This is a genomic window from Pyruvatibacter sp., assembly GCF_040219635.1.
Classification (GTDB): Bacteria; Pseudomonadota; Alphaproteobacteria; order CGMCC-115125; family CGMCC-115125; genus Pyruvatibacter.
Window position 1 is genome coordinate 36,352 of record NZ_JAVJSC010000009.1, and the last position, 16,969, is coordinate 53,320.

16 protein-coding genes are annotated in these 16,969 nt (G+C 60.7%); 10 read left to right on the forward strand and 6 right to left on the reverse strand.

What is annotated here, in order from left to right:
- Positions 1 to 49 precede the first annotated feature (49 nt).
- From RIB87_RS12400 to cutA, 3 genes are all read right to left on the reverse strand, one after another.
- Positions 50 to 1,453: an FAD-binding oxidoreductase gene (locus RIB87_RS12400; RefSeq protein WP_350147091.1), complete on the reverse strand. Its 1,404-nt coding sequence runs from the start codon at positions 1,451 to 1,453 to the stop codon at positions 50 to 52.
- 125 nt (positions 1,454 to 1,578) lie between these two features.
- Entirely contained in the window at positions 1,579 to 3,075 is a 1,497-nt protein-coding gene (gene glpK, locus RIB87_RS12405) for a glycerol kinase GlpK (protein ID WP_350147093.1), read from the reverse strand.
- A gap of 2 nt (positions 3,076 to 3,077) precedes the next feature.
- A complete protein-coding gene (gene cutA, locus RIB87_RS12410) occupies positions 3,078 to 3,467 on the reverse strand; it encodes a divalent-cation tolerance protein CutA (RefSeq protein WP_350147095.1) in 390 nt (129 codons plus the stop codon).
- A 103-nt stretch (positions 3,468 to 3,570) separates the two neighbouring features.
- On the opposite strand from cutA, the gene RIB87_RS12415 reads away from it, so the two are divergent.
- The 4 genes from RIB87_RS12415 (at position 3,571) to RIB87_RS12430 (ending at position 6,677) form a co-directional block, all read left to right on the forward strand.
- Positions 3,571 to 4,338 carry an NAD kinase gene (locus tag RIB87_RS12415; protein WP_350147097.1) on the forward strand — a complete coding sequence of 256 codons (768 nt, stop codon included), beginning with the start codon at positions 3,571 to 3,573 and terminating at the stop codon, positions 4,336 to 4,338.
- Entirely contained in the window at positions 4,335 to 5,471 is a 1,137-nt protein-coding gene (locus RIB87_RS12420) for an AbrB family transcriptional regulator (protein ID WP_350147099.1), read from the forward strand. The genes RIB87_RS12415 and RIB87_RS12420 overlap by 4 nt, the downstream gene beginning before the upstream one ends.
- A 90-nt stretch (positions 5,472 to 5,561) precedes the next feature.
- On the forward strand, positions 5,562 to 6,104 hold the full coding sequence (locus RIB87_RS12425) for a response regulator (RefSeq protein ID WP_350147101.1): 543 nt from the start codon (positions 5,562 to 5,564) through the stop codon (positions 6,102 to 6,104).
- Between the two features lie 15 nt (positions 6,105 to 6,119).
- Positions 6,120 to 6,677 carry a hypothetical protein gene (locus RIB87_RS12430; RefSeq protein ID WP_350147103.1) on the forward strand — a complete coding sequence of 186 codons (558 nt, stop codon included), beginning with the start codon at positions 6,120 to 6,122 and terminating at the stop codon, positions 6,675 to 6,677.
- A gap of 3 nt (positions 6,678 to 6,680) precedes the next feature.
- Here RIB87_RS12430 and RIB87_RS12435 read toward each other — a convergent pair whose 3' ends face one another.
- The gene (locus RIB87_RS12435) at positions 6,681 to 7,475 is read right to left on the reverse strand and encodes an NUDIX hydrolase (RefSeq protein ID WP_350147105.1); all 795 of its coding nucleotides are present in this window, start codon (positions 7,473 to 7,475) and stop codon (positions 6,681 to 6,683) included.
- Between the two features lie 156 nt (positions 7,476 to 7,631).
- On the opposite strand from RIB87_RS12435, the gene RIB87_RS12440 reads away from it, so the two are divergent.
- Together RIB87_RS12440 and RIB87_RS12445 are read left to right on the forward strand one after the other, a co-directional pair.
- Entirely contained in the window at positions 7,632 to 8,717 is a 1,086-nt protein-coding gene (locus RIB87_RS12440; RefSeq protein ID WP_350147107.1) for an EAL domain-containing protein, read from the forward strand.
- Between the two features lie 83 nt (positions 8,718 to 8,800).
- Positions 8,801 to 9,994, forward strand: a complete 1,194-nt coding sequence (locus RIB87_RS12445; RefSeq protein ID WP_350147109.1) for an acyl-CoA dehydrogenase family protein — start codon at positions 8,801 to 8,803, stop codon at positions 9,992 to 9,994.
- A gap of 19 nt (positions 9,995 to 10,013) precedes the next feature.
- Here the strand turns inward: RIB87_RS12445 and spbR are convergent, their stop codons facing one another.
- Positions 10,014 to 11,150, reverse strand: coding sequence for a SpbR family protein (spbR, locus tag RIB87_RS12450; RefSeq protein ID WP_350147111.1), 1,137 nt, complete (start codon positions 11,148 to 11,150; stop codon positions 10,014 to 10,016).
- A gap of 231 nt (positions 11,151 to 11,381) precedes the next feature.
- Here spbR and RIB87_RS12455 point away from each other — a divergent pair, with 231 nt between their 5' ends.
- From RIB87_RS12455 to RIB87_RS12465, 3 genes are all read left to right on the forward strand, one after another.
- On the forward strand, positions 11,382 to 11,561 hold the full coding sequence (locus RIB87_RS12455) for a hypothetical protein (protein ID WP_350147113.1): 180 nt from the start codon (positions 11,382 to 11,384) through the stop codon (positions 11,559 to 11,561).
- A 72-nt stretch (positions 11,562 to 11,633) separates the two neighbouring features.
- On the forward strand, positions 11,634 to 12,845 hold the full coding sequence (locus RIB87_RS12460) for a serine hydrolase domain-containing protein (protein ID WP_350147115.1): 1,212 nt from the start codon (positions 11,634 to 11,636) through the stop codon (positions 12,843 to 12,845).
- A gap of 102 nt (positions 12,846 to 12,947) precedes the next feature.
- Positions 12,948 to 14,156: a CaiB/BaiF CoA transferase family protein gene (locus RIB87_RS12465; RefSeq protein WP_350147117.1), complete on the forward strand. Its 1,209-nt coding sequence runs from the start codon at positions 12,948 to 12,950 to the stop codon at positions 14,154 to 14,156.
- Positions 14,157 to 14,320: 164 nt separating this feature from the next.
- On the opposite strand, the gene RIB87_RS12470 is transcribed toward RIB87_RS12465, so the two are convergent.
- Positions 14,321 to 15,346, reverse strand: a complete 1,026-nt coding sequence (locus RIB87_RS12470; protein ID WP_350147119.1) for a lytic transglycosylase domain-containing protein — start codon at positions 15,344 to 15,346, stop codon at positions 14,321 to 14,323.
- 154 nt (positions 15,347 to 15,500) lie between these two features.
- On the opposite strand from RIB87_RS12470, the gene RIB87_RS12475 reads away from it, so the two are divergent.
- Positions 15,501 to 16,964 carry a spinster family MFS transporter gene (locus RIB87_RS12475; RefSeq protein ID WP_350147121.1) on the forward strand — a complete coding sequence of 488 codons (1,464 nt, stop codon included), beginning with the start codon at positions 15,501 to 15,503 and terminating at the stop codon, positions 16,962 to 16,964.
- The last annotated feature ends 5 nt before the right edge of the window (positions 16,965 to 16,969 follow it).

Below are 16,969 nucleotides of genomic sequence, written 5' to 3' on the forward strand. Positions count from 1 at the left end.
GCAACGGACATCGAAAGTGTCTCCCTTGTGGTGGTCTTTGTATGCGCGCCTACTCGGCAGCACTGCGCAGTGGCTGCGCTGAAAAAATCTTGCCCGGATTGAGAATGCCCTTGGGGTCAAGCGCGTTCTTGAGCGTGCGCATCAGCGTAATCTCTTCGGGAGTGCGGGTATAGGCCAAATAAGGCAGCTTTTCGAGACCCACCCCATGCTCGGCTGAAACCGACCCGCCGCGCGCCCGCAAGGGCTCATAAACACAGGCCTCAACGCCGCGCCGGGCATCCTTGCTGTCATCACCCACACCTGCGATCACATGCAGGTTGCCATCCCCAAGATGTCCGAAAATCATCGCCGTGTGCTCCGGGTAGGCGGATGAAAGCCGGTCTTTCATTTCGGTCACATAGGCTTCCATGTCCTTGACCGGCAGGCTGATGTCGAATGTGAAAATCGGCCAGTTCTGCGCCACCTGCCCCACGTCATCGCGGATCGCCCACATCTTGTCGCGCTCGCTCTGGCTCTTGGCCAGCACGGCATCCACAATCAGGCCGGCTTCAAACGCATCCTCCAGCGCAAGCTCAAACCGCTCGCTGTCTTTTTGCTGGTTGGCCCCCATGGCTTCAATCAGCACATAATAGGGATAGTCCTGCTCCACCGGCGGCGTGTGCGGTGCAGGCTCGTTGGTCAGCAGCTTGTAAAAATCCTGCCACAGACACTCAAAAGCCGAGAGCGTACCAGCCAGCCGCCTGTCCATCAGATCCAGCAACTTGGGCAACTTGTCGAAACTGTCCACCGCCACAAACGCCGTGTCCTGACTATCAGGCTTGCGCCGCAGCCGCACCACAACACGGGTGACAATGCCAAGCGTACCCTCAGAGCCGATAAACAACTGCTTGAGGTCGTATCCCGCATTGTCTTTGATCATCTTGCCCAGCGACGACAGAACCGTGCCGTCTGCCAGCACCACCTCAAGGCCCAGCACCATGTCGCGCATCATGCCGTAGCGAATTACACGGTTACCGCCCGCATTGGTGGCAACATTGCCACCGATCGTGGCAGAGCCCCGCGCGCCCAGATCCAGCGGCAGAATAAGCCCGTGCTTCTCGATCTCCTCCTGCACCGTCTGCAACACCGCCCCGGCCTGAACCGTGGCCGTGCCCGCAAGCTCATCCACTTCCTCAATGGCGTGCATACGCTCAAGCGACAGCGCCAGTTCGCCTTCAACAGCGCGTGCACTTTCCACCAGCCCCGTCAGCCCGCCCCAGGCGACAACAGACTGACCGGCCTCGTGGCACAGCTTCATGATCTGAGAAACTTCGTTGGTGGTGGCGGGCCGCAGCACCAGCGGCGGATTGCCCACATGGCTCCAGCCGGAACTGGCCTTCGCCTCAACGTCGGCCCCTTCCAGATACCCGGTCGGCCCCAGAAGATCCTTGAGTTGATCTATGAGCGCGCTCATCCGCCGTCCTCCCGTCATGTCTCCCATACAGCCCGGCACGTCTGCGGTGCCTTGCGCCGTTCGCAGGAGTATAGCGGAAAGATGCCGCGCACCCGAATGATGTGGCGCAACCGGCACCGGCGGCCTCAGGTCTCCACCCGTGCCCGCGACACCGCATCCTGCCAGCCCGCGTAGCGCTCAGCCCGCCAGTCGTCGGTTTTCTGCGGCTCAAACGTTTGGTCCAGCTTCCAGATCGCTTCAACGTCATCCGTCGATTTGAACAGCCCTACCGTAAGCCCCGCCGCAAAAGCTGCCCCCAACGATGTGGTTTCTGTCACCGCGGGGCGCGCGATGGGCCGCCCCAGCGTGTCGGCCAGCACCTGGCAGAACCAGTCATTGGCCACCATGCCGCCATCCACCCGCAGTTCGGTGGGCGCGGTCAGCCCGGCACGGCGCATGTCATCCGCCATGGCATCCATCAGGTCGCGCGTCTGGAAGGCAACTGCCTCAAGCGCCGCACTGACAATTTCCGCGCGCCCCGTATCCCGCGTCATGCCCACAATGGTGCCGCGCGCATGTGGATCCCAGTAAGGCGCGCCCAGCCCGGTAAAGGCAGGCACCAGATACACATGCGACTTCGGGTCTGCCTGCTGTGCCAGCGCTTGCGTTTCCGATGCCGAGGTAATCAGCCCCATCTTGTCGCGCAGCCACTGCACGGTGGCCCCGGCCATGAAGATGGAGCCTTCCAGCGCATAGGTCGGCTTGCCGCCAAACCTGTAGGCCACGGTGCCAAGCAGCCGGTTGGCACTATCGACTTTTGTGGTGCCGGTATTCACCAGCGCGAAACAGCCGGTGCCGTAGGTGGACTTCATCAGCCCCGGCGCGAAGCACGCCTGCCCGACGGTAGCCGCCTGCTGATCGCCCAAAATGCCCGCCACGGGAATGGACGCCCCAAACAACTCCTGCGATGTGGTGCCGAATACAGCCGACGGATCCAGCACCCGCGGCAACATCTCGCGCGGCACGCCAAGCACGGCCAGCAGCTCGTCATCCCAGTCCTGGGTTTCGATGTTGAACATCAAGGTGCGCGATGCGTTGGTGACATCCGTTGCGTGCACGTCGCCGCCTGTGAGTTTGTACACCAGCCAGCTATCAATCGTGCCGAAGCACAATTCGCCCTTCCGGGCACGTGCCCGCGCCCCGTCCACATTGTCCAGAATCCACGCAACCTTGGTGCCGGAAAAATATGAATCCAAAAGCAGCCCGGTGCGCTGTTGAAACATCGCCTCATGCCCCTCAGCCCTGAGCCGCGCGCACATGTCGGCGGTGCGCCGGTCCTGCCATACGATGGCGCGATGCACGGGTTCCCCGGTTGCCCGGTCCCACACAACGGTTGTTTCGCGCTGATTGGTGATGCCGATGGCGGCAACGTCGCCAATGTCCACCCCGGCCAGCGCCTCGCGGCAGACAGCCAGCGTGTCGGACCATATTTCGGTGGCGTCATGCTCCACCCAGCCGTCATCGGGAAAATGCTGGGTCAGTTCCTTTTGCCCGCTGGCCCCCGGCGTGCCCTGCGCGTCAAACAATATGGCCCGCGATGACGTGGTGCCCTGATCGATAGACAGTATGTAAGACGCCGTCATGACTACTCCTGATCCGTGTGCTTTGCTTTTTCCGCCCGCGCCGACTCATCATGATCGAGGCTGGTCTCAGCACCAATCCAAGCCGCAAAATCACCAGACACAGATGACGCGGCAAACGCCGTCACCGCAGGCACATCATAGGGGTGTACAGCACAGACCGCCTTGATAGCCTCACGCTCCAGCCCTTTGCGCGTTTTGAGAATGACGACTATCTCCTGCTCGCGGGCAATTTGTCCGTTCCACCGATATACAGACTGCATACCCGGCACGATATTGGCGCACGCAGCAAGCCGCGCACCAACAAGTGTGTCCGCGATTGCATCCGCTGCATCCATGGACGCAACTGTTGTATAGATAAAAACGACTTTATCCGCATTCGCCATACCGCTCATACCAGCCTCCCGCGCATCAGGCACTATGCCCATTTCCGCAACGCGCCCGCTTGGGCTAAGGTCCGCCCTCACCTGATACCTCAGTATAAAGCCGCATCAAAAAATGGCCCTTGATAATCTCGCATTCGTGGCAAGCCCCCATGAAGAAGCCCAGGCTGCCTTTACGCGTCTTGTGGCGCGCTATGGCAATGCGGACCCGGCAACAGCCCGCGCCGTGGTGGCGCTGGGCGGTGACGGGCTGATGCTACAAACGCTTCATGCGCAGTTGCACACCGGCAAACCCATTTACGGCATGAACTGCGGCTCTGTCGGCTTTTTGATGAACGACTATGCCGAAGATGATTTGCCGCAGCGCATTGAAGCAGCCGAGCACACCACCATTCACCCCCTGCGGGTGAACGTGGAAGGCACCGACGGCGAGCGGCATGAAGCATTGGCCATCAACGAAGTGTCAATGCTGCGCGAAACCTATCAGGCCGCCAAGCTGCGCATTGTCATCGACGGCAAAACGCGGATGGACGAGTTGGTGTGCGACGGCCTTCTGGTGGCAACGCCTGCAGGCTCCACTGCCTACAACCTCTCCGCCCACGGACCAATTCTGCCGCTCGGCGCGCAACTGCTGGCCCTCACTCCCATCAGCGCCTTCCGCCCGCGCCGCTGGCGTGGCGCGCTGCTGCGTCACGATGCGTGTGTGCGCATTGACGTGCTGGAGGCCTCCAAGCGTCCGGTCAGCGCGGTGGCTGACCATCAGGAGTTTCGGTCTATCCGCACCGCCAGCATTGAAGAAGCGGGAGACAAAAGCCTGCACATGCTGTTTGACCGCGACCGCAACCTGGATGAGCGCATCATCGCGGAACAGTTTTTGCCGTGACGGCTGAAAAACCTGCGCTCAACCAGGCCGCAAACGCCTTTGCCGCGGGCGGCCTGGCCCTGCCCGGCTCTACGCCCCCGCCCCTTAAAACAGTCATCCGCACGCTGGTGATCGCTACCGCAGGCGGGGCTGTCTTCGCGGTCGCGGGTGCACCCCTCGCATGGATGCTGGGGGCCATGTTCGTCACAACCGGCATCGCCATGGCTGGCCTCGCAGAGCTTGGTGTCTATGCGTGGCTGCGCACCACCATGATTGCCGTGCTCGGCGTGATGCTTGGCAGCGCCTTCACGCCGGACCTGCTGGGCCAGATCCCCGGCTGGTGGCCCGACGTGCTGGCGCTGGCGCTGTTCATCGTGCTGGTCACATCCATCGGCTTTGTCATTTTCCGCTATGGCGCGAAATATGATCCGGTCACAGCATACTTTTCAGCCACCCCCGGCGGACTGTCTGAAATGGCCATCATGGGCCATGCACTGGGCGCGGATATCCGCACCATCAGCCTTATCCATGCCACCCGCATTCTGGTGGTTGTCGCCACCATCCCGGTTTATTTCCGCGTTGTGGAAGGGCTTGAAATCCCCGCGCTACCAAAAGACGTGGGCTCGTTGCTTGATCTGTCGGGTTACGAAGCCGTGATGTTGAGCGCCTGCGCCCTGCTGGGCGTCCCCCTTGGCAAGCTCGTGCGCGTGCCTGCGGGCGCGCTCATCGGGCCAATGGTTCTCAGCGCTGCGGTGCATCTGGCAGCCTATTCAACCGCCAAGCCACCCGCTGAAATTGTCGCAGCGGCACAGGTGGTGGTCGGGGCCTCCATCGGCTGCCGCTTTGCCGGGCTGACCCTGGGCGACGCCCGGCGGATCATCTCGGCAGGGCTTGTGTCCGGCATCGTGATGGTGGCCGCAGCCGCTTTAGCCGCCTACAGCCTGACTGACCTGCTGGACCGTCCCGCTGATGTGCTGGTGCTGTCGTTTGCCCCCGGCGGATTGGCCGAAATGGCTTTGATCGCCCTCATTCTGGGCATCGACACAGCCTTTGTCTCCGCCATGCACGTATTGCGGATCGCCATGGTGGTGATTGGCGCGCCGCTGGCATTCAGCCTTGGCCAGCGAAAAGAGTCTAAAAAGCCGACAAATTGAGCGGCAGGGTTTAACGGCTCTTAACGCTCGTCGCCCATACTGCTCCCACGGATCACGCTATTTGAGCGCCCCGGCCGATGGACCCAGCCGATGGATACCTATGACTTCAGCCGTCTGACCGTTCTGCTCGTGGATGACAACATCCACATACGCCGCCTTGCGCGCACAATTCTGACCGCATTTGGCTGCCGCAACATTTCCGCAGCAGAAAATGGCGAGGCCGCACTGACCTATCTGTCGCAGTACCCGGTGGACGTGATGATTGCTGATTGGCAGATGGAGCCAATGGACGGCATTGAACTGACGCGCGCAGTGCGCAGGGGCGACGGCGTGCCCAATCCGTATCTGCCCATCATCATGCTCACAGGCCACACCACACGCAGCAGCATTCTGGCTGCTCGCGAGGCGGGTGTGACCGAGTATCTGGCGAAACCGATTACACCCAAGGGGCTGTTATCAAGGTTGCAAATGGTGATTGAAAATCCGCGGCCCTTCGTGCGCACGCCACAATTCTTTGGTCCCGACCGCCGCCGCAAGGACAGCTCGTTCTACCAGGGCCCGGAACGTCGTGAAGACGAAAATGCAAGCACCGATCTGTTTGAAATAGATGACCAGGCGGAGGACGCGGCTTAACCCCGCGGCATTGGCATGGCCTCAGTCTCAGCAAAAAAGCAAAGCCAAAAAAAATCCGGCAAAAAACCGGGCAAACCAATTGAATACATCACGCCACCCAACGTGCTGCGCGCCAAACTCAAATCAGCCACACCATCCGTGTATGACCCGTTGGCTGCCGCCGACAATGCGCTGGACAACATCAAGCGCGAGTGTGAGGCATGGGTGGCAGACGCAATTGACGCGCTGCAACAGTGCCGTGTCGCTGTATGCAGTGCACCCGACGACACTGCCGTTCGCCGATCCATAGAACGTGCTGCCATGGACCTCAAGGGCATAGCAAGGACGGGTAACAACCCGGCCGCAGACCGCTTTGCCACAAGCCTCATCACGCTGTTGACGGAGCGCGGCGGCGTTGCATTCGAACACCACGCCGCACAGGCCCTGACATTACTTGAAGCGCATGTAGATGCCATCCGCGCCACCCGCGATGTGCGTCACGCTGACGGCCACTGCGACAAAACGGCCGACGCGCTGGCGACGGAACTTGAAAGCCGCGCGCATAGCCTGCTGGGGCTGGATGACGCCAAATAGGCGCTAGCCCATTTTATCAATGGCAATCTGCGTGACGCTGTATCCGGCTTCGGCGGGTATTTTCAGCATCATTGTGCCGTCCACATCCTCAACAACCGGCTCAACGGTCACAATGCTGCGCGCCTTCGCGGCCGCCATTGCCTCCGCCACCGTTTTGCTTTCGGCCAGTTTTTCGAGATTCATCCGCGTGGGAAAAATGATTGTGCGCTTGCCTTCGTCAGCCTCGCGCAGCGCATCCGACGGGTTGATCCACACCGAATCCACGCCTTCAGAGCCATCATGCATGGCCACGTGGTCGGCTGGCGCATCAGCCAGATAAAAGTGGGTGTCAAAGCGCTTGGGCATCATTTTGGGCGTGATCCAGTGCGAATACGGGTGCAGCATATCGCACGCCAGCCGCAGGGTCTCGCGCTCCAGAAAATCACCTATGGCCAACTCGCCCTTGTCCAGCAACGGCCGGTCGGCTTCCAGCGCTGAAAGCCGGGGACCGTCAATAACAGCGCCGCCCGCATCACGCGCCAGCAACACGCCGGACTCTTCAAACGCCTCGCGGATAGCACCAACACGCAGCGCCAGCAGCGTGTCATCAAGACCGTCGGCCCCGTCGCATAGCCCGCGCACCTTCGGCTCCTTATCGCCGGGCGCCAGCTTGCCACCGGGAAACACCAGCGCACCCGACGCAAAATCAATCTGGTGGTGACGCACCACCATGAACACTTCCAGCCCCGTATCCCCGTCGCGCAACATCAGGATTGTCGCCGCCGGAATAAGCGGCTTCTCTGCTTTTTTATCAGTCACGAATATTTCCCCGCAGCGCTGCCATGAATGACGCAAACGTAAATCGATTGCGCGCAAAGCTCATGAGCGGCCGTTAACTTTTGTTGTGTAGCGTCAGCACAAGCTCCGAAAACCCGGAGTTTAGCGGCCAACAAATGCGAATAGCTTGAGGGCGTGATGTACCGCAATTCGTTCCGTCTCACCAACACCGAGATTGACGACGCTTTTGCAGCGCGGCATTTCCGCCTGGTTTTCCAGCCGAAAATCCGCCTGTCAGACGGCAGGTTGATGGGCGCGGAGAGTTTCGCGCGCTGGCAGCACCCGCAATTCGGCGTCATTCCCCCGGCACTTTTTTTGCCCGTGCTGGCGCGGCAGGGGCGCAGTCAGGAACTGACCCGCTATGTGCTGGGTGAGGCTATTGCCCAACTGGCCCGCTGGCGCACCCACGATGAAAACCTGACAATTTCGGTCAACGTTGCCCCCGAAGAACTGGCCGACGGCTCCTTGCCCATATCCATTCGCCTGGCACTCAACACGGCAGATGTGGACCCTTCCCGGCTCGTGCTGGACCTCCCCGAGCGCGGCCTTGCGGCAGAACCTGACCGCGCCAAAGCCACCATTCATGCGCTGTCGGAAATCGGCATTGGCCTTGCACTGGAATGCGCCGCAGAACCGCTGATTGACTTCAAAGCGGCCGACCCCCAAACCCTCGACCCATCCTCATTCGGCGAATTGAAAATTGGCGGACAGGCCATCATCCAGTTCGCCAGCCGCCTTGAAGGTACCGGCCTTGGCCTGATGCAAAGCCGCATCGCCTATGCCCGCGACAACGCCATGACCACCACCGCCGTGGGCGCTGAAACGCCGCAGACCATAAGCCTTCTGCCCTCGCTCGGCTTTGAACTTGCGCAGGGCAACGCCATTTCGCCGCCCCTGACGCCGCACGCCCTGGCCGGCTTCACACCAGAAGCACACGCCGTGACGGCACCCGCCCCCACTCCCGCAAAACAGCCGCTTGAGCAGTTGGTTCTTCCTCAGGCACCTGTCCCGACAGCCAAACCGCCACGCGTCCGTGTTGTGCGCGGGGCTGCGCAAATTGATCTCATGACAGATCAAGGCTCAGGCACGCAGGCACGCATCGCCCGCTTGCGTGTGCCCTCACCACATGACGCAACGGCACCTGCAAAAACCGCCGATGACGCGGCGTCTGAGGGGCTATTGAGCAAATGGCACCAGCGCCTGTCGCGGGCACTGGCCTTCTAGTCACCCCGCCACGCATTGCCGTCGGCCGGCAATCAGGGCCATGATCCGCCGCAAAACCAATTTCGTTTTGCAAGGATCGCCCGATGGACCTGCCCGCCACTCAATACACCCCCGCGAGTTTTTCGCCCGAACAAGTGGCGATGCGTGACCACTTCCGCAAATACATGATGGCGGAAATTGACCCGCATACAGCAGCGCTCGAAGCAGGCGAAAACCCGTATCCGCTGATGAAGAAAATGGTCGGCGATCTGGGCCTTGCCGGCGACGCCGATAAACTGGAAAAAACCGGCGGCGTCAAAAGCGACACTGATGCCGCTGACAGGCCGAATGATCCGGATACTGCCGCCCTGATGCGCTTTGCCCGCACCCAGGTACAAATCGAGCTGGCGCGCGTGAACCCAGGCTTTGCCATGTCGTGGGGCGCAAGCGTGGGCCTCTTCGGCTCAAACGTCCGCAGCAAAGGCACGCCGGACCAGATCAAAAAATATGTGCCCGACGTGATGCGCGGCGAGAAAACCGGCTCATGGTGTCTCACCGAACCAGGCGCCGGGTCAGACGCCTTCGGCTCGATGAAAACAAGCGCCCGGCCGGACGGCGACGACTATGTGCTGAACGGGTCAAAAACCTTCATCACCAACGCGCCGTATGCGGACGTTTTTCTGGTCTATGCCCGCAACACCGAAGACGGCTCCATTCAGGCCTTCATCGTCGAGCGCGGCTTCAAGGGCGTGGACACATCCAAGCCGTTCGACAAGATGGGCATGAAATCGTCACCCACTGGACAGGTGTTTCTGGATGATGTGCGCGTGCCCGCTGAAAACCTGCTGGGCGGCGGCATGAAGGACCGCGACCATGTGCGCAAGTCGCTGGCGTCCGAGCGCATCGGCATTGCCGTTTTGTCCTACGCCATTGCCGAGCGCTGCTACGACATTGCCGTTGACTACGCCAAGACCCGCGAACAGGGCGGCCAGGCAATCGGCCATTATCAGCTCATCCAGAACCGCCTCGCGCGCATGTATGTGGATCTCTCCAACGCACGGCGCATTGTCTATTCAAGCGAGGAGATGGACATACTGGACGCCTGCGCCGGCAAACTTTTTGTGGCCGAAGCAGGCACCCGCGTGGCGATGGAATCGATCCACATTCTGGCAGGCAACGGCTACATGTCTGAATATGTAGTGGAGCGTCTTGCCCGCGATGCAAAGCTGCTGGAGCTGGGTGGTGGCACAACAGAAATCCAGATCATCACCATCGGCAAAGCCATCATGGCCGGGTGACAACGTCAGCAATGGCGGCTCAACCCGTTGCCGCATCCGGCTGAGTGATTTTCAGTTCCTGTCGGGAAATCTGATACAGCAGGAAATCCATTTCCTTTCCGCTCAGACTATCCGTCTGCGTGAGAATGCGTTCTATCAGTGTACGCCGGAAATGTTCACGATCGCGCGGCGCGCCGTTCATGCCTGTTTCGTGAAACACATCTACTGCCGTGCGCAGCGGCAGGTAAAGCTCGCTTGCAAGTTCCGCACGCTGAAACAAGGCACGCAATCCAAGACCACCAGTATCGTGCACCAGCGTCCATGCCCGCGCAGGCATGATACGTGTCAGGCGGGCAAGGGCATGCTCAACAAACCGCATCTCGCCCAGACACGCAGCACGCAGAATAAGCGTGCCCGTCAACCGGCCAGACACATGCAGATGGTCCATCAGCCGGTCAAAGTTCTCAACATCATCAAGCCCGTCGAGCAGACTTATGGTTGCCATCTCCCGCGCTTCGATGGCCATGCGCGCGGCGATGTCCTCGCGCAGTGCGTGCCGCGACATCAAACGCACCCTTATTTCGTCTGATACAAACGCAACCAGCCGTTCAGCAACCGTCACCGGCAGCGACTGGCGGCACGCCATTGTGTCAGCCAGGTCTTCATCGCCCTGCCACCGCTCCATCACCGTGCCAAATGAGGCGGGCGCAATCTCCGCGCCCTCATTGCCCAGCATCCGCACCACCGCGTCCTTGCCGCCATCATTGGCAATGGCATCACATACATCGGAGCCAAGCCCCGCACGTCCGGCCACCGCGATGGACTTTTCATCACTGCCCGCGCGCACGATGGACACAAGATCCTCATCGCTCAGCGCCGGAGATGAGCCCAAGAAAGGCACCGCGATATCGTCAATGTCATGGGCCAGCTTCAGCGCCACCTCGCGTGGCACATCTTTTGTGTTGGCAATCGACTGCGCCATTGCCTGGCGCACACGATCCGCAGCATCGCGCACCATCAGCCGCAAAATATCGTTGGCAATCAATCGTTCGTCGCCCGTGAGCACGCCCGCACTCACCTGCCCGCCAACCTTGAGCGCAATTTCCGCGCGCACATCTTCCGTTGGCCCGGCAAGCAGGGCGGCAATATCGGCCTGGGAAAGATGCCGCTTCGTCACGGGACACAAGCTCCAAAAGGCGATGCCGCGCCAAACACACGTCCGCCATACCGCACTGTGGCGGAGGCCGGGTAAAGGTTTGGTTTAGCAACAGGTCCACAGGCAGCGATGAAAGCAGCGGGATGCCACAACTCCGGCACATTTTTGCGACACTGTGTGGGTGACGAAGGGGATTGTCTCTGGGCGCGCAGGCCGGTGTACCGCACGCTCTTTCTTGGGGAGACGACGCCAATGGAAATCATCTGGCTCATAGGCGGCGCGCTGGCGTTTGTCTTTTTCATTCTTCTGGTCGGCCTTGTTGCGGGCCGCAAACGCGCCAGCCGCGCCGACAGGCTGGACAACGCCTTTGAGCGCGCCCGTTACGCCCGGCGTACAGGCACCATGGGCTCGGACCGCGGATATATCCGTTAGCCGCAGAGCGCTGCGTGCCCTATTGTCCCCGCCAAAGCTCATCTCAGGAGCCGCATTCAGGGGAACAGCCAAATGAAAAAGATTATTCTCGGCGTCATCGCACTGGTTGTGGTGCTGGTGACGGGCTCGCTGTGGTTCTTCAGCCAGAACATCGACCGTGCGTCCACTATCGCCACGTTGTTCACCGGCGCTGAGCAATATGACAATTTTCACCGCATGGACGAGATGTTCCCCGTCAACACCGTGCCCGCTTCCACCACGCCCTATAATTTTCCCGACGGCGACCCCATCACCCTGCCTGAGAGCTTCACGTTCAAGGGCAACGCGGTGGATACCGAAACGTTCCTGACTGAAACCGACACCAGCGCATTGCTTGTTCTCAAGGACGGCGCGGTGGTGCTCGAACGCTACATGCTGACCGGCGGACGCGACCAGCAATGGCTGTCCATGTCCGTTGCCAAGAGTTTTGTGTCAGCGTTGATCGGCATTGCCGTCGACGAAGGCCATATCGCAAGCATCGAGCAGCCAATCTCCGACTATCTGCCGGAACTTGCAGGCTCGTCGTACGACGGCGTGCGCATCAAGGATGTGTTGCAGATGTCATCCGGCACCGCATGGAACGAGGACTATTCAGACCCTGACTCCGACATCAACCGCTTCGGCCGCATCTTCGCGCTGGGCGGCTCCCTTAACGACTTCATGAGCACGCTCGCCCGCGCCAACGAGCCGGGCACCGTCAACCATTACAATTCCACCGACACCCAGGTACTTGGTGCGCTGTTGGTAAAAACGACGGGCCGCTCCATTGCCGACTACATGGCTGAAAAACTCTGGCAGCCGCTGGGGGCCGAAAACGATGCCTACTGGCTGACCGACTCCGAGGGTATGGAAATGGCGTTCGGCGGCTTCAACGCCACGGCCCGCGACTATGCAAAGCTGGGCGAGCTTTACCGCAATGGCGGCATGTGGAACGGCACGCAGATTGTACCCGCAGACTGGGCTAAAGCGTCCGTCACGCCGGATGCACCGCACCTGACACCGGAAGTCGCAGGCGACCCCTTCCTGCCCGTTGGCTACGGCTACCAGTGGTGGGTGCTGGACGGCGATGAAGGCGAGTATTCCGGCATCGGCGTTTACAACCAGTTTGTGTATGTGAACCCGACGCACGGCGTGGTCATCGTCAAACTTTCCGCCAATAGCAACTATGCCGTTGACCTGCAGGAAAGTTCATACCGCGAGAACGAGACGTTTCATCTGTTCCGCGAGATTGCGCGCAGCTTCTAGCAGGCAAAACACCACACTGCACGCCAGACTGCATTGACGTGGCCGCCCGTGCGTGGATGATCGCGCCCGAACACATCTAAAGGCTTTACGGAGAGAACACCCATGCTTGAAGGCATCCGCGTCGTTGAACTGGCGACCTACATTGCAGCACCCGCCGCCGCCGGCATCATGGCGGACTGGGGTGCGGAGGTCATCAAGGTGGAACCGCTGCAGGGCGACGCCATTCGCGGAATGCTCAAAAACGTGTCGGCCGCCAACGTTGAAGGCAACCCGATTTTTGACATGGACAATCGCGGCAAGCGCGGCCTGGCCATTGACCTGCGCAACGACAAGGGTGCCGAAGCGCTCAGGAAACTGGTGCTGTCGGCTGATGTGTTCATCACCAATGTGCGCCCCGGCGGACTGGCACGTGCTGGCCTCGACTGGGAAACCCTGCGCAAGGAAAAGCCGGAACTGATTTACGCCAGCGTCACCGGCTATGGCCTTGAGGGCGAAGATCAGGACCGCCCCGGCTTCGATATGGCAGCATTCTGGGCGCGCTCCGGCGTTGCATCGCTCACGGCCCCCAAAGGCACGGACCCGTTCCCCCTGCGCGTTGGCCTGGGCGACCACACCACCGGCATGGCGACCCTCAACGGCATTCTGGGAGCGTTGTTTGATCGCACCCGCACCGGCAAGGGACGGCTGATTGAAGCATCCTTGCTGCGCACCGGCATTTATTCCATCGCCTCCGACATGGCGATCCAGCTTCGCTACGGCCGCGTTGCCTCCACCAAGTCGCGCGAACTCGCCGTGAACGCCCTCAACAACTTTTTTCAGTGTGCATGCGGCACATGGCTATGCCTTTTGACGCGCCACTCCGGCGATATTTTTGGCCCCATCGCCGCAGCTTTGGGCAAACCCGAACTGGCCAAGGAAGAACGTTTCCTCTCTGCCAAATCCCGCCGTGAGAATGCCGCCGAGCTCGTGCATATTCTCGATGCCGAGTTTGCCAAATACGACATAGCGGAATGGGGCCGCCGCCTCGATGAGCACGATGTTGTGTGGGCACCCGTACAAACACCCGCCCAGGTGGCCGACGATACACAGGCGCAGGCAGCAGGTGCCTTCGTTGACATTCCCGACCACGCAGGCGGCACGGGCCGCTCCGTCGCCAGCCCCGTTCGACTGCCCAACGACGACGGCACCACCGAGGACCGCGTGCGCGGCCCGGCACCAGGCATCGGCGAACACACCGCCGAGATTTTGAAAGAGATCGGCTACGACGACGCAGGCGTCGAAGCCCTAAAGGCAGCCGGCGCCATCAACTAAAGCTGGCGTTAGCAGCATCCAATTTTATCGCGATGCCTCCCCGCGGCTTGACCGCGGGGTCCAGAGCCACAGGGCAACGCCGTCATGAAGACGCCCTGGGCCCTGCGGTCAAGCCGCGGGGAAGCAAGGGTGTGGGGAAATGTCACTAACGTCAGCGGATGTCGCTAGGCGAGTGTGCCGCGCAGAGCTTCAACATACCCATCGTTAAACGCGCGCGCGGGAATCTTGTAATCGTCGTTGTTGGCATCACGGCGCGCATCGTTCTTGTCGTCGCCATTAACGGCGGGCAGCGGGTCAAGCGCCGCCAGCACCTCCATGACGGCAGGTGTCAGAACCAGCGCCGGACGCGATGCCGGTATGGAGGAAGGTGCAGCGCCGCCGCCTGCAAACCCACTACCAAGTGTCAGCGTCAGCGGGCTGCGTCCGCTGTGCGGCGTGCTCTGGGTACGCACCACCAGCGGCGAGACGGTTGGTGCGGGCTGATGCACAACAGGCTGCCCAACACTTGCCATCGCAAAATCCTGCGGGCCCGTCTTGAGCGCCGCAATGGCTGCTTCAGCCTTGGTGCCAATATCTGTTTCGCGCGTCAGCCGGTCATATACCTGCGACACGGTTTTGGCGTGGCCGCTGCGATCATAAAAAATCGACTTGTTGGCCTTGGCCGCCGCCGGGAAAATGTCTGCCGCACGGGCATCAGGATTGCTCTGCGCCGTGTTGATGAGTTTGATTGCACCACCGGCTCCCAGGAAGTGCGCCGTGTACAACTCGCCCGGAGTTGCATCGCGGCCAATCCCGTTTTCAAGCGCCTGCTGGCTCTCGCGGGTGAGCGCCCCGGCCATCAGGGCAGACACTTCCGGGTCATGCCGCAGGGCAAGAATTGCCTCCCTGGCATTGCGATCCGTCACTTTGTGCCGCCCGTTGCTGCCGGTATCAATGGCGGCTGCTTCATTGCTCAGACCAAACTCGGCCCCATGCCGCTTGACCACGCCAAGCCATGTTTGCTCGATGAACTGAAACAGCCCGGCAGCACTGGATGTAGAGGCTTTTGCCGAGGGTTTCAGCGAGCTTTCGCGCACCGCCGTCTGCAGCAGATAGTCAAAATCAGTCCCCGTCGAGAGGGCCGCCGTCTTTACGGCAGCCACCACGCTGGTGGTGCTCTGGGCAGGCGAAATGGTGGCAACAGCAGTCATAACGAAGCTCCTTTGTGCCCACACCGTTTCAAACCGCGTGCCAATTCGCCTCAGCAAAGCCCGTATAAGTCTTGTTGGCATCGCAGCGGTTGCCGTTAAGGTGTCAGTAACAAAAGCCGCACAGGCATAACGACATCAAGGGGGAGGCTGCCGCATGTCCACCAACGGACGCGACGAGATAGATCACATCGCCGACGACCTGATTGAAGCGGGCACACAAACGCCCGCCATTCACGATGATGCATCCCCCACAGCCGATGAGCCGCCCTACCCCAGCCGGGCCTATGCCTGGTACGTGGTTGGCGTTTTGGTGCTGGCCTACACGTTCTCGTTTATTGACCGGCAGATACTGAGCCTGCTGGTGGTTCCCATCCGCCGCGACCTTGAAATATCCGACACCGAAATGAGCCTGCTCATCGGCTTTGCGTTTGCGCTGTTCTACACAATCTGCGGCCTGCCCATCGGCCGCATGGTTGATGTACAACACCGCATACGGATCATTGCCATAGGCATCGCGTTCTGGAGCATCATGACCGCCCTGTGCGGTGTTGCCAAAACATACTGGCAGTTGTTCTTGTTCCGCATGGGCGTTGGTGTGGGTGAGGCTGCCCTGTCGCCTGCCGCCTATTCAATTCTGGCCGACTATTTTCCGCCGGACAAACGCGGTGCGGCGCTGGGTGTCTATGGCATGGGCGTTTATATCGGCGCCGGCCTGGCACTGGTCATCGGCGGCGTTGTTGTCTCTGCGGTATCCGGCATCGAACACACCATTCTGCCCATCGTCGGTGAAGTGTATGCATGGCAGGTGGTTTTCTTTGTGGTCGGTCTGCCGGGTATTCTGGTGGCCTTGTGGGCACTCACGTTGCAGGAACCCGCCCGCCGTGGCCATGTGCGCAAAACTATTGACGCCGATGGCAACGAGAAGATTGCCTCCGTGCCCGTCAAGGATGTTGTCGAATACATGCGCGCAAACTCACGCACGCTGTTCTCGCACCATGTGGGTTACGCCCTGTGCGCCATGATGGCCTATGGCGTATCGGCGTGGATCCCCACTTTCTTCATCCGCACCCACGGCTGGACAGCGGGCGAAGCCGGTATCTATTACGGCCTCGTCGTCGTGGTGTTCGGCACGGCGGGCGTTGTGACCGGCGGCTGGATGGCCGACAAGCTGACAAGCATCGGCTACAAGGACGGCAAGCTGCGCGTGCTGCTGTATGGCGCAGCGGCAGCCATACCCTTCACCGTGGCCTACCCGTTTGTGGAAAGCGCCACGCTGGCCATGATCCTGATCGCACCATCCACGTTCTTTGCCACATTCTGCACCGGCGCCGGGCCTTCTGGCGTGCAGGAAATCATGCCCAACCAGATGCGCGGACAGGCGTCGGCCTTCATGATTTTTGTGGTGACCATCATCGGACTTGGTCTTGGCCCAACCGCCATCGCACTGGTGACAGACTTCTGGTTTGCCGACGACACGATGCTCAACGTGTCGCTGGCGATTGTTGCCACAACAATTCTTGTCATTGCGGTTGCTGTCATTTGGTGGGGTCTCGACTCCTACAAGGCCAGCCGTGACTATCTGGAAAACTGGCAGCGCCAGCACGAAGGCGCTGCATAGTCAGG

What these genes read in the sequence shown, in the direction of transcription:
- RIB87_RS12400 (WP_350147091.1), bottom strand. Translation starts at nt 1,453, where the DNA reads ATGAGCGCGCTCATAGATCAACTCAAGGATCTTCTGGGGCCGACCGGG.
- glpK (WP_350147093.1), bottom strand. Translation starts at nt 3,075, where the DNA reads ATGACGGCGTCTTACATACTGTCTATCGATCAGGGCACCACGTCATCG.
- cutA (WP_350147095.1), bottom strand. Translation starts at nt 3,467, where the DNA reads ATGAGCGGTATGGCGAATGCGGATAAAGTCGTTTTTATCTATACAACA.
- RIB87_RS12415 (WP_350147097.1), top strand. Translation starts at nt 3,571, where the DNA reads ATGGCCCTTGATAATCTCGCATTCGTGGCAAGCCCCCATGAAGAAGCC.
- RIB87_RS12425 (WP_350147101.1), top strand. Translation starts at nt 5,562, where the DNA reads ATGGATACCTATGACTTCAGCCGTCTGACCGTTCTGCTCGTGGATGAC.
- RIB87_RS12430 (WP_350147103.1), top strand. Translation starts at nt 6,120, where the DNA reads ATGGCCTCAGTCTCAGCAAAAAAGCAAAGCCAAAAAAAATCCGGCAAA.
- RIB87_RS12440 (WP_350147107.1), top strand. Translation starts at nt 7,632, where the DNA reads ATGTACCGCAATTCGTTCCGTCTCACCAACACCGAGATTGACGACGCT.
- RIB87_RS12445 (WP_350147109.1), top strand. Translation starts at nt 8,801, where the DNA reads ATGGACCTGCCCGCCACTCAATACACCCCCGCGAGTTTTTCGCCCGAA.
- RIB87_RS12455 (WP_350147113.1), top strand. Translation starts at nt 11,382, where the DNA reads ATGGAAATCATCTGGCTCATAGGCGGCGCGCTGGCGTTTGTCTTTTTC.
- RIB87_RS12460 (WP_350147115.1), top strand. Translation starts at nt 11,634, where the DNA reads ATGAAAAAGATTATTCTCGGCGTCATCGCACTGGTTGTGGTGCTGGTG.
- RIB87_RS12465 (WP_350147117.1), top strand. Translation starts at nt 12,948, where the DNA reads ATGCTTGAAGGCATCCGCGTCGTTGAACTGGCGACCTACATTGCAGCA.
- RIB87_RS12470 (WP_350147119.1), bottom strand. Translation starts at nt 15,346, where the DNA reads ATGACTGCTGTTGCCACCATTTCGCCTGCCCAGAGCACCACCAGCGTG.
- RIB87_RS12475 (WP_350147121.1), top strand. Translation starts at nt 15,501, where the DNA reads ATGTCCACCAACGGACGCGACGAGATAGATCACATCGCCGACGACCTG.